Annotated in this window: 10 protein-coding genes; 9 read left to right on the plus strand and 1 reads right to left on the minus strand. The window is 61.1% G+C overall.

The features are described 5' to 3' along the window. The first annotated feature begins 6 nt into the window (after positions 1 to 6). The 5 genes from PH605_RS07575 (at position 7) to PH605_RS07595 (ending at position 7686) form a co-directional block, all read left to right on the plus strand. Positions 7 to 3141: an efflux RND transporter permease subunit gene (locus PH605_RS07575; RefSeq protein WP_125146280.1), complete on the plus strand. Its 3135-nt coding sequence runs from the start codon at positions 7 to 9 to the stop codon at positions 3139 to 3141. Positions 3142 to 3259: 118 nt separating this feature from the next. Then, positions 3260 to 3883: a TetR family transcriptional regulator gene (locus tag PH605_RS07580; RefSeq protein ID WP_080857209.1), complete on the plus strand. Its 624-nt coding sequence runs from the start codon at positions 3260 to 3262 to the stop codon at positions 3881 to 3883. A gap of 201 nt (positions 3884 to 4084) precedes the next feature. Further along, complete coding sequence (locus PH605_RS07585) at positions 4085 to 5608, plus strand: sugar ABC transporter ATP-binding protein (RefSeq protein ID WP_142844569.1); 1524 nt, start codon at positions 4085 to 4087, stop codon at positions 5606 to 5608. Positions 5609 to 5658: 50 nt separating this feature from the next. Then, positions 5659 to 6660: an ABC transporter permease gene (locus PH605_RS07590; RefSeq protein WP_142844568.1), complete on the plus strand. Its 1002-nt coding sequence runs from the start codon at positions 5659 to 5661 to the stop codon at positions 6658 to 6660. Positions 6661 to 6732: 72 nt separating this feature from the next. Then, positions 6733 to 7686 (plus strand): substrate-binding domain-containing protein, encoded by a 954-nt coding sequence (locus PH605_RS07595; protein ID WP_020810860.1) that lies wholly within the window; start codon positions 6733 to 6735, stop codon positions 7684 to 7686. 246 nt (positions 7687 to 7932) lie between these two features. Here the strand turns inward: PH605_RS07595 and PH605_RS07600 are convergent, their stop codons facing one another. Then, positions 7933 to 8826, minus strand: coding sequence for a LysR family transcriptional regulator (locus PH605_RS07600; protein WP_142844567.1), 894 nt, complete (start codon positions 8824 to 8826; stop codon positions 7933 to 7935). 537 nt (positions 8827 to 9363) lie between these two features. Here PH605_RS07600 and odc2 point away from each other — a divergent pair. The 4 genes from odc2 (at position 9364) to PH605_RS07620 (ending at position 13194) form a co-directional block, all read left to right on the plus strand. Continuing rightward, positions 9364 to 10497 carry an ornithine/lysine decarboxylase gene (odc2, locus tag PH605_RS07605; RefSeq protein ID WP_003523360.1) on the plus strand — a complete coding sequence of 378 codons (1134 nt, stop codon included), beginning with the start codon at positions 9364 to 9366 and terminating at the stop codon, positions 10495 to 10497. A gap of 193 nt (positions 10498 to 10690) precedes the next feature. Continuing rightward, positions 10691 to 11260 (plus strand): GNAT family N-acetyltransferase, encoded by a 570-nt coding sequence (locus PH605_RS07610; protein ID WP_142844566.1) that lies wholly within the window; start codon positions 10691 to 10693, stop codon positions 11258 to 11260. 147 nt (positions 11261 to 11407) lie between these two features. Next, positions 11408 to 11809 (plus strand): MarR family winged helix-turn-helix transcriptional regulator, encoded by a 402-nt coding sequence (locus PH605_RS07615; protein ID WP_020813347.1) that lies wholly within the window; start codon positions 11408 to 11410, stop codon positions 11807 to 11809. An 89-nt stretch (positions 11810 to 11898) separates the two neighbouring features. Continuing rightward, complete coding sequence (locus tag PH605_RS07620; protein ID WP_080820717.1) at positions 11899 to 13194, plus strand: MFS transporter; 1296 nt, start codon at positions 11899 to 11901, stop codon at positions 13192 to 13194. The last annotated feature ends 101 nt before the right edge of the window (positions 13195 to 13295 follow it).

A 13295-nucleotide genomic window follows, 5' to 3' on the forward strand; every position in this document is an offset into this window, starting at 1 on the left:
GATTTCATGGCACGTTTTTTCATCGATCGGCCCATTTTTGCCTGGGTCGTCGCCATCTTCATCATGTTGGCGGGCCTGCTCGCCATTCCCATGCTGCCGATTGCGCAATATCCGAATGTCGCCCCGCCGCAGATCTCCGTCTCGACGACCTATCCGGGCGCGTCGCCGGAGGATATTTACCAGAGCGTCACGCGTCCCATCGAAGAAGAGCTGAATGGCGTTCCAGGCCTGATCTATTTCGAATCGACGTCGGAATCCTCGGGTCGCATTTCCATCAACGTCACCTTTGCGCCGGGCTCCAACATCGGTGAAGCCCAGGTGGAGGTCCAGAACCGCATTGCGCGCGTCGAACCCCGCCTGCCGCAGGCGGTGACGCAGCAGGGCCTGCGCGTGGAGCAGGCGGGCACGTCGTTCCTGATGATGGTGGCGCTCACCTCCGTCGACGGCAACACGGACGCCATCGGTCTCGGCGATTATCTCAGCCGTAACGTGCTCGGCGAATTGCGCCGCGTTCCCGGTGTCGGCAGCGCGCAGCTCTTCGCCACCCAGCGCTCCATGCGTATCTGGATGGACCCGGACAAGATGCTGGGCCTCAGTCTCACCTCCAACGACGTCATCGGCGCCATTCAGGCGCAGAATTCGCAGGTTGCTGCCGGCCGCATCGGCGCATCGCCAAATCCCATCGGCCAGCAGATTTCCGCCACCGTTAATGTGCAGGGGCAGCTCACCTCGCCGGAAGAATTCGGCTCCATCGTGCTGCGCGCCAATCCGGACGGCTCGTCCGTACGGCTGCGCGATGTCGCGCGGGTGGAAGTGGGCGGCGAAAGCTATAACTTCTCGAGCCGCCTGAACGGCAAGCCGAGCGCCGCCATCGGCGTGCAGCTTTCGCCCACCGGCAATGCGTTGCAGACGTCCGAGGGCGTTCGCGCCACCATGGAAGAGCTGTCGCGATATTTCCCGCCGGGTCTGGAATATGAAATTCCCTATGACACCAGCCCCTTCGTCAAGATTTCGATCGAAAAGGTCATTCACACGCTGATCGAGGCGATCATCCTCGTCTTCGTGGTGATGTTCGTCTTCCTGCAGAATATCCGCTACACCATCATCCCGACACTGGTGGTGCCCGTGGCGCTGCTCGGCACCTGCGCCATCATGTATGTCTCGGGTTTCTCCATCAACGTGCTCACCATGTTCGCCATGGTTCTCGCCATCGGCATTCTGGTGGATGACGCGATTGTCGTCGTCGAGAATGTCGAGCGCATCATGGCGGAAGAGCATCTGTCGCCCAAGGAGGCCACCCGCAAGGCGATGGGCCAGATTTCCGGCGCGATCATCGGCATCACGCTGGTGCTGACCGCCGTGTTCGTGCCCATGGCCTTCTTCCCCGGCGCCGTCGGCATCATCTACCAGCAGTTCAGCCTGACCATGGTGGTGTCGATCCTGTTTTCGGGCTTCCTTGCTTTGTCGCTCACGCCGGCGCTCTGCGCGTCGTTCCTGAAGCCCATCAAGGCCGGACATCATGAGAAGAAGGGCTTCTTCGGCTGGTTCAATCGCGGCTTCGACAAGGCCTCGCACAAATATTCCTCGTCCGTTGGCAGCATCATCAAGCGTTCCGGTCGCTTCATGGTCATTTACGCGGCTTTGCTGGTGGGCCTCGGCTGGGCGTATATGCAACTGCCGAGCTCTTTCCTTCCGAACGAAGACCAGGGCTACCTGATCGTCGACATTCAGGCGCCGGCGGAAGCCAGCAGCGACCGCACCCTGCAATCCATCCAGCAGATCGAAAAGATCTTCATGGAAGAGCCGGCGGTGGATCGTGTGATTGCAGTTTCGGGGTTCTCCTTCTCCGGCTCCGGCCAGAATGCGGGTCTCGCCTTCGCCACCCTGAAGGACTGGAGCGAACGCGGACCGAACGATTCCGCCGCCGCCATATCGGCGCGCGTCAACGCCAAGCTGTGGGGTCTTCCGGACGCCATGTCGTTTGCGCTGTCGCCGCCACCAATCCAGGGCCTCGGCAATTCCAGCGGCTTCACCTTCCGCCTGCAGGATCGCTCGGGCGCGGGACAGGCCGCTCTCAGCGCGGCCGGTGCGCAGCTGATGGCTGCCGCCCGTCAGAGCCCCATCCTTGCCGGTCTTCGTATCGAAGGCATGCCGGATGCGGCGCAGGTCAATCTCATCATCGACCGTGAGAAGGCCAATACGTTCGGCGTCACCTTCAGCGACATCAACGCCACCATCTCGGCCAATATGGGTTCGTCATACGTCAACGACTTCCCCAATGCCGGCCGCATGCAGCGCGTGACGGTGCAGGCGGAACAGGGCCAGCGCATGAAGACGGAGGATCTTTTGAACCTCAACGTCCGCAATGCCAATGGCGGCATGGTGCCGGTGAGCTCATTCGCAACGGTGGAGTGGGTGCGCGGTCCCTCGCAGGTGGTCGGTTACAACGGCTATCCGGCGGTCCGTATCGGCGGCCAGTCCGCACCGGGTTATTCGTCTGGTGACGCCATTGCCGAAATGGAGCGCTTAGCGGGTGAGTTGCCGAGCGGCTTCGGTTTCGAATGGACCGGCCAGTCGCTGCAGGAAATCCAGTCCGGTTCGCAGGCGCCGGCATTGATCGGGCTCAGCGTTCTGTTCGTCTTCCTGCTGCTGGCAGCGCTTTACGAAAGCTGGTCCATTCCGCTCTCCGTCATGCTGGTGGTGCCGCTCGGCGTCATCGGCTCGGTGGCGGCGGTGATGCTGCGCGGCATGCCGAACGACGTCTATTTCCTCGTAGGCCTCGTCGCGATCATCGGTCTGTCCGCCAAGAATGCGATCCTGATCATCGAATTCGCCAAGGATTTGCGGGCGGAAGGAAAATCCACCTATGATGCGACGGTGGAGGCGGCGCATCTGCGCTTCCGGCCGATCCTGATGACGTCGCTCGCCTTCTCGCTCGGCGTGCTGCCGATGGCGATTGCTTCGGGCGCCAGCGCGGCGAGCCAGAACGCCATCGGCACCGGCGTGCTCGGCGGCATGATCTCGGCGACGATCCTTGCGATCTTCTTCGTTCCCGTCTTCTTCGTCTTCGTCATGAAGATTTTCGGGGATCGGAAGAAGGAGAATGAGATTGCTGCTGACGCCGTATCGCCGGCGGAATAAAACGGGTGTGACGGCTGGGCGAAAAGTCAGTTGAATGCGTTCATCTGACTGACAGCCCGGCACCGCAAACAAGGCACGGTGCGAAAGCGCCGTGCCGCGACTGGAAGGAGACATCAGCATGCGCCGAACCAAGGCCGAGGCAGAAGAGACCCGTCAGGCGATCCTTGCCGCTGCCGAGCGGGTGTTCTTCAAGAAGGGCGTGGCCAACAGCTCTCTGGATGAGGTGGCGGCTGCGGCCGGCGTTACGCGCGGGGCGATCTACTGGCATTTTTCCAGCAAGAGCGATCTCTTTATCGGCCTCTATCAATCGGTTTCCCTGCCGGAATCGGATCTGCTCGATTTCGGCGACCCCGACGTCAAGGGGCTGGCTCTGCTGGCCAAGATCGAGGAAGCGGCCTGCAAATGGCTGACGCTTCTTTCAAAAGATGAGCAACGCCAGCGCATCATGACCATCAGCCTGCGCACCAATTACTCCGATGAGTTCGCCCCGGTTCTGCACGCGCAGGAGGAACTGGACCGGTATCACAAGGATCGGCTCGAGGGCGCTTTCGCGCGGGCGCAGGCGGAAGGCGCATTCAACGACAACTGGACGGCGGACTCTGCGCTCGACGCGCTCTACTGGCTGCTGAAAGGCATGTGCTCCGACTGGCTGCTGTTCGGCAAGCGTTTCGATCTGGCCAAGGAGGGCGCTGAAGCCGTGCACCGTCTGATGAAGGGATTCCAGCGCTCCTCCGCGTCATGACGGGACTTTCGCGACCCTCTGGCTTGCGGTTCATGTGGTCAAATTTGAGTGTATTCTAAAACACCAGCGAAATTTGCTTTACGTACCTCAAAACGGACGCTAGCTTCTTCCTCGAGCTTTGGGAGGAGTTCGCAGATGGTCGTTTCAGATAAAATCAAGGGGCAAATGCCGTCCGTTCACACCGGATACCGGTGACGGCACATGGCTTTTGCTGACGAATCTCCAGACCACGCCCTTATCCGGACGGTTGGGCTGTCCAAGTCTTTCGGGCCGGTACAGGTTCTCAAGGACATCGAGATCGCGGTGCGGGCCGGTGAGGTCCACGCGATCATTGGCGAGAACGGCGCCGGCAAGTCGACGCTGATGAAGCTGCTGGCCGGCAATGAAAAGCCGTCGGGCGGCGAAATCCGCATCGATGGCGAAGCCGTTACGCTGAGCGGTCCGGTGGATGCCGAACATCGCGGCATCGTTCTCGTGCATCAGGAAATATTGCTGGCCCCGGATTTGACGGTGGCGCAGAACATTTATCTCGGCCGCGAAATGCGCCGGGGCGCCATGGTGGACGATCGCGCCATGCGCGCCGGCGCCCGCAAGGCAATCGCCGATCTAGGCGGTACGATCGATCCGGACGCCATTGTCGGCAGCCTGTCGATTGCCCAGCGGCAGCTCGTGCAGATCGCCCGCGTTCTGCTGGTGCCGCATCGCGTGGTGATTTTCGATGAGCCGACCGCGAGCCTGACGCCCATCGAAACGGATGCGCTGCTGAATGTCATCAGGGACATCCGGGCGAAAGGCGTGGCCGTGCTTTATATTTCGCATCGTCTGCCGGAGGTGAAGGAGATCGCCGACCGGGTGACGGTTCTGCGAGACGGCAGGCTGGTCGCCTCCCATCCGGCATCGGCGCTGGAGCCTGCCGATATGGCGCGGCTGATGGTGGGGCGCGATGTCGCCAAGCTTTATCCGGACCGCGCCGCCGGCGGCGAGCACGAGCCGGTTCTGGAGGTGGAGCATTTTACTGTTCCGGGTTATGCTCAGGATGCCGGTTTCAGCGTGCGCAGGGGCGAAATCCTCGGTTTCGCCGGTCTGGTCGGCGCGGGCAGAACGGAACTCATGGAAGGAATACTCGGCCTGCGCGCCGGCCGGGGAACGGTCCGACATCATGGCAGGCCGGTGCATTTCGCAAAGGCGGAAGACAGCCTGAAAGCCGGCATCGTTTATCTGAGCGAGGACCGCAAGGGCAAGGGCCTGCTGCTTACCAAGGATTTGCGTGTCAATCTCACGCTTGCTTCGCTGAAGAAATTCAGCCGGCTGTTTCAGATCGATACCCGCCGGGAAACGGCGGCGCTCGATGATGCGGTCCGGGATTTCGACATCCGTACCGGACGCAAGGATCTGCTGGCGGGCCAGCTTTCCGGCGGCAACCAGCAGAAACTGCTTCTGGCCAAGATGATGCTCATCGATCCGTCCATCGTCATCATCGACGAACCGACGCGCGGCATCGATATCGGCACCAAGGAACAGATTTACCGCTTCATCGCCAGGCTCGCGGATGAGGGGCGCTCGATCATCGTCGTTTCCTCGGAAATGCCGGAGCTGATCGGTATCTGCGACCGCATTCTGGTTATGCGGTCGGGCCGGATCGTCGGCGAGGTGACAGGTGAGCGCATGACCGAAAACGACATCGTGGCGCTGGCGACTGGCGTTCATACGCAGGAACCTGCCTGAGCGCCCGTGTGCCGGGAAACATGGCCTGACAAAAGAGACTGAGGGGAAACATGACTGAGGCCGCATTTGACAACGGCAAAACGCCGAAGACCTCGAAGGACTGGGATCTGCGCGCCGTCGCGCCTTTCGTGGCGCTGGCCCTGCTGCTGGTTCTCGGAACCATCGCCAATCCCAATTTCATCGGCATCGACAATCTCCTGAACGTCATCACCCGCAGCGCCTTCATCGCCATCATCGCGCTCGGCGCAACTTACGTCATCACATCGGGCGGGCTCGATCTTTCGGTGGGCGCAATGGTGGCTTTCGTCGCCAGCCTGATGATTCTGTTCATGAATAGCGGCGCCATCGCCAGTCCGCTTTTAATGCTGCTTACCGCCATGGCGCTGGCGCTCGCCATCGGGGCTGCCTGCGGGCTGACGAACGGCCTCATCACCACCATTGGCCGCATCGAGCCCTTCATCGCCACGCTCGGCACCATGGGCGTTTATCGCGGCTTGACCACATGGCTGTCGCAGGGTGGGGCGATCACGCTGCGCAATCCGGAAATCCAGACGCTTTATCGTCCGGTCTATTTCGGCAACGTCCTGGGCGTGCCGGTGCCGGTCATCGTTATCTTCGTAACCGCCGCGATAGCCGCCTTCGTGCTTTACCGCACCCGTTACGGGCGGCATCTGACCGCAGTAGGGTCGAGCGAGGATGTGGCGCGTTATTCCGGCATCTCGGTCGCGCGGGTGCGCACCATCGCTTATGTGGTGCAGGGGCTGTGTGTTGCCGTTGCGGTGCTGCTTTACGTGCCGCGCCTCGCTTCCACTTCGGCCACGACAGGCATGTTGTGGGAGTTGCAGGCCATCACCGCCGTCGTTGTCGGCGGCACGGCGCTGAGGGGCGGGGTAGGGCGCATCTGGGGGACGATCTGCGGCGCTTTCATTCTGGAGATCGTCGGCAACATCATGATCCTGTCGAACTTCGTCAGCGAATATCTGATCGGCGCCATTCAGGGGGCCATCATCATCATCGCCATGCTGGTGCAGCGTTCGCTCAGCCGCAGGTGACGTATCACGCCGCGCCATGTGGGGCAGGCGCGGTTGAAGGAGGAACGCCCCGGTCTTGGGAGGAAAGAGACTATGCGTAGTAAATTCATCGGCGTGGCCTTTGCCGCGCTGGCCACGGTGCTTGCCGCTTCAGCGCATGCGCAGGACAAGAAGGTCACCATCGGCGTTTCCATTCCAGCGGCGGACCATGGCTGGACGGCGGGCGTCGTCTACCATGCCGAGCGTGTGGCGAAGCTGCTGATGCAGGAACATCCGGGGCTCAACGTCATCGTCAAGACGTCGCCGGATGCCGCCAATCAGGCCAATGCGCTGCAGGACCTTGCCGTGCAGGGGCTCGATGCGCTGGTCGTCTTGCCGTCCGATCCAGATCCGCTGGTCAACGCCATCAAGGAGATCAAGGACAAGGGCACCTTCGTCGCGCTGGTGGACCGTGCGCCAAGCGTCAACGACAATTCTATCCGCGATCTCTATGTTGCCGGCAACAACCCTGCACTTGGCCAGGTGGCCGGCGAATACATCAAGAAGACCACGCCTGACGCCGAAGTCGTGGTCATTCGCGGCCTGCCGATCCCGATCGATCAGCAGCGTCAGGATGGTTTCGACAAGGGTATCGCTGGTTCCAGCGTCAAGGTTCTCGACCGTCAATACGGCAACTGGAACCGCGACGACGCCTTCCGCGTGATGCAGGACTATCTGACCAAATACAAGAAGATCGACGTGGTCTGGTGTCAGGATGACGACATGGCTATCGGCGTGCTGGAAGCCATCCAGCAGGCGAAACGCACCGATATCCAGTATATCGTCGCGGGCGCCGGTTCCAAGGACATGATCAAGAAGGTCATGGACGGCGACAAGCTCGTGCCGGTCGACGTGCTCTACCCGCCGGCGATGGTGGCGACCGCCATGCAGCTGACAGCCGGGCATTTCTACGATCAGGTGCCGGTCGCGGGTGAATATATCCTCGATGCGACGCTCATCACCAAGGACAATGCCGAGCAGTTCTACTTCCCGGATTCGCCGTTCTGACGAGCTGGCTTCTGCCATACGACGCCCGCTGAAACGCGGGCGTCGATACTGCTAAAAGTTTGCCGAGGCTTGAATTTGGCAAGACGGCTGCATCCCCACTCCGTCACCCCGGACTTGATCCGGGGTCCAGGGCGATCAAGTCCTTGATCGCGGGAGAGTCCTTTCACGGCGCAGACGCGCCGTTGCTGGATGCCGGATCAAGTCCGGCATGACGGAGGGACGCTCGGCGAATGCCGCCCGGGCCCTTCACCCGTTCTTCCTGAACCAGGCCGAGAGATAATCCACGAAGCTGCGCACCTTGGCCGGCAGGTAGCGGCGATGCGGATAGACCGCATAGATACCCCTGTCCTTGGAAATATAATCGTCGAACAGCGTCACCAACTCGCCGGACTGGATATAGGGTCTGGCGATGAAATCGGGCACGAGCGCAATGCCGAGCCCGGCGCGGGCGGCGCGCAGCGTGGCCTGCGGGCTGTTGACCTCGATCGGTCCGCTGATGGTGACGGAGTTCGAACCGCCATCCGGCTCCAGGTACCGTACCGTATTGTGAAACCGCGTATTGGTGTCGATGATGAAGGGAACGCGGGAGAAATCCTGCGGCCCGTCGAGCGGCCCGTGTTTCGCCACGAAATCCGCCGTCGCCACCGCATACACCCGGAAATCGGAAAGCTTGCGGGCGATGAGACCGGAATCCTCCAGCCGGGTTATGCGAACCGCAAGATCGAAACCCTCCTCGATCAGGTCGACGAATCGGTCTTCCGCGACGATTTCCAGCGATAGTTCCGGATTTTCCTTGGCGAAATCGATCAGGCTCTGGCCGACATCGGCATCGATGAAGGTGCGGGGAACGGAAATCCTCAGCTTGCCCTTCAGATCGGCATTCTTTTCGCGCACCAGATCGGCAAGGTTATCGATCTCCTTCAAAATGTCGGAAGCGGTGCGGTAATAGGTGTGCCCGGCTTCCGTCAGAGAGAACTGCCGGGTGGTGCGGTTGAGGAGCAGCGCGCCGAGATCGTCCTCCAGTTCCCGCACATATTTGGACAGAAGCGCCTTGGAACGCCCCGTCTTGCGCGCCGCGGCGGAAAAACCCTCCGCTTCGACGACATCGATAAAGGCGCGGATGCGGGTGAGCGTGTCCATGAAAATCCTCCTGTTCGTTCCATATAATTGAACGGCGAGGGTGGACTGTTCAACCCTTAATTCATTGCCGAAAAAATCCGCTCTTTGGTGAAAAAATCCTCTTGATTATGACTGCGAATATTCTTATCTCCCGTGCTGCCCAAAGTCGCACGTGCCCATGTGTGTCCGCCGATTCCTCGATGTGGTGAGGATTTAGGTAAGGTACCTGGAACTAACCCCTCCAGTCGCTATTCCGGCCAACCGGAAAATGCGAGGACATACGAAGCAACGACGGTGCGGGCCTTTCTGGTTCTCTGCCGGCTTTCCATCAGCCGGGGTACTAAAGAGGCACACCATCATTGCCTGAAGTGCGGTCGGGTCATTCCCTCCAATCCATGGCAGACAAAGCCGAATGATGCTCTGGCAGGGCATCGTTCACATTCGCGCCTTGAGCGTATGCTATCGATTCTGCGCCTCCACCGGCTGATTCGAATGCATATCTCGAGCGTCCTTTGTCCTCCGGATTTTTCCGGAGCCGGTTTGACAGGGAATACATCGATGACGACTGCACGCATTCTCGACTTCATCAAGACCCGACGTCCCGAAGGCCCTTGCCTCGTGGTTGATCTCGACGTCGTGCGCGACAATTTCAACGCTTTCCGGCATTCCCTGCCGAACAGCGCCATCTATTACGCCGTCAAGGCAAACCCGGCTCCCGAAATCCTGAAGCTGCTTGCTTCGCTCGGCTCCAACTTCGATTGCGCCTCCGTAGCTGAAATCCAGATGGCGCTCGATGCCGGTGCGACGGCTGACCGTATCTCCTTCGGCAACACCATCAAAAAGGAACGCGATGTTGCTCGCGCCCATGCGCTCGGCATCGATCTCTTCGCCGTGGACAGCCATGAGGAAGTCGAGAAGGTCGCCCGTGCCGCTCCCGGCGCGCGCGTCTTCTGCCGCGTGCTGACGGATGGCGAAGGCGCCGAATGGCCGCTGTCGCGCAAGTTCGGCTGCGTGCCGCAGATGGCGGTCGACGTTCTGGTTTACGCACACCAGCTCGGTCTCGAGTCCTATGGCGTATCCTTCCATGTCGGTTCGCAGATGATGAACCTCGACGCATGGGATGCGGCGCTGGCCGATGCCAAGCGCGTCTTCGCTTCGCTCGCCAAGCAGGGCATCCACCTGCAGATGGTCAACATGGGCGGTGGTTTCCCGACCAAGTACCTGCGCGACGTTCCGGCTGCCGAAGAATACGGCCAGGCGATCGACACGGCGCTGCGCAAGCACTTCGGCAACCAGATCCCGAAGACGATCATCGAGCCGGGCCGCGGCATGGTCGGCAATGCCGGCGTCATCAAGGCGGAAGTCGTTCTCGTGTCGCGCAAGTCCGACAATGACAACCACCGCTGGGTGTTCCTCGACATCGGCAAGTTCGGCGGTCTCGCCGAGACGATGGACGAGGCTATCCGTTACCCGATCCGCACGGAGCGCGATCAGGACGAGATGGAGCCCTGCGTTCTGGCCGGCCCGACCTGCGACAGCGCCGATGTGCTGTATGAAAAGAACATGTATCCGCTGCCGGTCTCGCTGACCATCGGCGACGAAGTTCTGATCGAAGGCACGGGCGCTTACACGACGACCTACTCGGCGGTCGCGTTCAACGGTTTCGAGCCGCTGAAGGCCTACGTCATCTGATCCGAGCGCCGTCCGCTGAGCAGGGCGGCGTCTCGACCAAGCTTCCGTTCCGGCTTTGCCGATTGTGCTGATGCGCAAATCCCTGCTTGCTGCACCTCTTCCAGCCGAGGAAAGCGTGTCGGCGGGCCGGAACGGCTCCACCAATTTTTCATCAAGGGCCGCGTGTGGGCGGTAGTGTGACGGGAGGCCAAGGATGGCCGCTCTTTTGAATTCGGTACGGGCATTTTTCACGCCGCAGACATTTCATGTCGATCAGGAAAATCCGGGCGATGTCGTCGCCCGTGAGAACCTGCTGGACCGCGCCATGGGCGCCGGCCGCCGCCGCAAGTCTTCAGAAAAGCTGCGCGCGGGTCGCATTCCGGCCGAAGGCCTGGCGCTCGTCGCCCGCGATGAGGACGGCTATGTCATCGGCACGGTGCGCTTGTGGAACGTCGAGGCCGGCATCTCGCGCGAAGGCCGCGCCGTCGAAGCCCTGCTGCTCGGCCCGCTGGCCGTCGATGCCGCCCATGAAGGCAAGGGCATCGGCTCGGCGCTGATGCGCGCTGCCATTGCCGAAGCCACCAAGCGTGGCCACGGCGCCGTTCTTCTGGTGGGCGATGCACCCTATTACGAGCGCTTCGGCTTTTTCGCCGACAAGGCCCAGCACCTCATCATGCCCGGCCCGTTCGAGCGCAGCCGTTTCCTGGCGCTGGAACTGAAAGCCGGCTGGCTTGAAGGCGCTGCCGGCCTGTTGGTGGCAAGCGGTCGCAGGCTCTCTGCCTGAGGCCGGCCTCGCTGCTGATATCAAACCCCGGCCCAAAGCCGGGGTTTATTGTTTCTGCTCTATGGCTTTGGGGTCGGCCGTTGCCCGCCGATAATTTCTCGGAGCGCCTCTTGCGCACAGAAATTTACGGGTATATACCCGAGACAAATGCCAAACGATAGTTGCCATTGCATCCTGTTGCGCAAAGCATCCCGCAAGGTTTCGTCCTATTATGACGAGGCCCTGGCGCCGCTCGGCGTGAATATCGGTCAGTTCAGCCTGTTGCGGAACATCAATCGCACGGCGCCGGTTTCGTTGACCGATCTGGCCGCGCGGGTGGAGCTGGATCGTTCCACCGTCGGCCGCAACGCCAAGGTGCTGGCTCGCATGGGTCTGGTGGCCATCGGCCACGGCGAGGATCAGCGGGAAGCGATGCTGACGGTGACGAAGGAAGGCCACGCGATCCTGAAAGCGGGCGCGCCGCTCTGGGATGGGGTGCAGGATGAAATCGAGGCCCGGCTTGGGCCTGAGAAGACAGCACAATTGCAGGAACTGCTCGCAGCCCTGTGACTTTTGGGGGCATAAGCGGGTATCTACCCGCAATATAGGGTATATACCCGTAAAATATCGGCCGCGGCCGCTGGAAAGGGAATTTGAACATGCTCTCCACACGCCTCGCCAGCTGGATGGCCGGCAGAAATCTGCATTATGGCTGGCTCGTTGCTGCAACCACCTTTTTGACCATGCTGGCCACCGCCGGTGCGATGGGATCCGCCGGGGTGATGATCCAGCCGCTGCATCAGGAATTCGGCTGGGATATCGCCGATATTTCCTCCGCAATGGCCGTCAGGCTGGTGCTTTTTGGCCTGCTCGGACCTTTTGCCGCCGCCTTCATGAATCATTTCGGCGTCCGGCAGGTGGTTTCGACCGCGCTTGCCCTGATCATGGGCGGCATTGTCGCCTCCTTCTTCATGACCGAGGTGTGGCAATTGCTGCTGCTCTGGGGCGTGGTGATCGGCGTCGGCACGGGCATGACCGCGCTGGTGTTGGGCGCTACCGTGGCGACACGCTGGTTTTCCAAGCGTCGCGGACTGGTGATCGGCCTCATGACGGCGAGCAACGCCACCGGCCAGCTGGTTTTCCTGCCGCTGCTCGCGGCGCTGACGGAAGCATACGGCTGGCGAACCGCCTTGACCCTGTCCGTTGCGGTAATCGCCACCGCCATGGTTCTCGTCCTGCTTTTGATGCGTGACCATCCTGCCGATGTCGGCCTGCCGGCCTATGGCGAGACGGCGGTGGCGAAGCCGGTCAAGCAGGATCACAATCTTCTCGCCACACTGGTATCGCCGCTGGTGACCCTGAAGAGCGTATCGGGCAACCCGGTGTTCTGGGTGCTTTTCGGCACCTTCTTTGTCTGCGGGCTTTCGACCAATGGTCTCATCCAGACACACTGGATTTCGATCTGCGGCGATTTTGGCATGGCTGCGGTGACGGCGGCAGGCACGTTGGCGGTGATCGGCATTTTCGATTTCTTCGGCACGATTTTCGCCGGCTGGCTTTCCGACCGGTTCGACAATCGCTTCCTGCTGTTCTGGTTTTACGGTCTGCGCGGTCTGTCCCTGCTTTATCTCTCATTCTCAGGGTTCAGCTTCGTGGAGCTATCGGTCTTCGCCGTCTTTTACGGTCTGGACTGGGTGGCGACCGTGCCGCCGACGGTGAAGCTCGCTGCCGAGAATTTCGGGCGCGAAAAGGCCGGTCTCGTTTTCGGCTGGGTGTTTGCCGGCCATCAGCTGGGAGCCGCCACAGCCGCCTTTGGCGCCGGTTTCTTCAAAAGCGACTTCGATACCTATATGCCCGCGCTGCAGATTGCCGGTCTGATGTGCATGATCGCCGCCGTCTCGGTTCTGCTTCTGCGCAAGCCGGGCTCCGCAACCCTGACGCCCCAGGCCGCGTGATAGACGTGATACACTGGAAGGAGGCCTGCATTTGCAGGCCTTTTTCGTATTTTTCCGGCATCTGCCGGCGCGTTGTGCACGAGCTCCACGATCGCCGGACG

This window comes from Agrobacterium sp. CFBP 3001 (assembly GCF_027871605.1).
Taxonomy (GTDB): Bacteria; Pseudomonadota; Alphaproteobacteria; order Rhizobiales; family Rhizobiaceae; genus Agrobacterium; species Agrobacterium leguminum.

Bases quoted from the DNA above. Each gene is read 5' to 3' on its own strand.
- PH605_RS07575 (WP_125146280.1), top strand. From the start codon at position 7: ATGGCACGTTTTTTCATCGATCGGCCCATTTTTGCCTGGGTCGTCGCC.
- PH605_RS07580 (WP_080857209.1), top strand. From the start codon at position 3,260: ATGCGCCGAACCAAGGCCGAGGCAGAAGAGACCCGTCAGGCGATCCTT.
- PH605_RS07585 (WP_142844569.1), top strand. From the start codon at position 4,085: ATGGCTTTTGCTGACGAATCTCCAGACCACGCCCTTATCCGGACGGTT.
- PH605_RS07590 (WP_142844568.1), top strand. From the start codon at position 5,659: ATGACTGAGGCCGCATTTGACAACGGCAAAACGCCGAAGACCTCGAAG.
- PH605_RS07595 (WP_020810860.1), top strand. From the start codon at position 6,733: ATGCGTAGTAAATTCATCGGCGTGGCCTTTGCCGCGCTGGCCACGGTG.
- PH605_RS07600 (WP_142844567.1), bottom strand. From the start codon at position 8,826: ATGGACACGCTCACCCGCATCCGCGCCTTTATCGATGTCGTCGAAGCG.
- odc2 (WP_003523360.1), top strand. From the start codon at position 9,364: ATGACGACTGCACGCATTCTCGACTTCATCAAGACCCGACGTCCCGAA.
- PH605_RS07610 (WP_142844566.1), top strand. From the start codon at position 10,691: ATGGCCGCTCTTTTGAATTCGGTACGGGCATTTTTCACGCCGCAGACA.
- PH605_RS07615 (WP_020813347.1), top strand. From the start codon at position 11,408: ATGCCAAACGATAGTTGCCATTGCATCCTGTTGCGCAAAGCATCCCGC.
- PH605_RS07620 (WP_080820717.1), top strand. From the start codon at position 11,899: ATGCTCTCCACACGCCTCGCCAGCTGGATGGCCGGCAGAAATCTGCAT.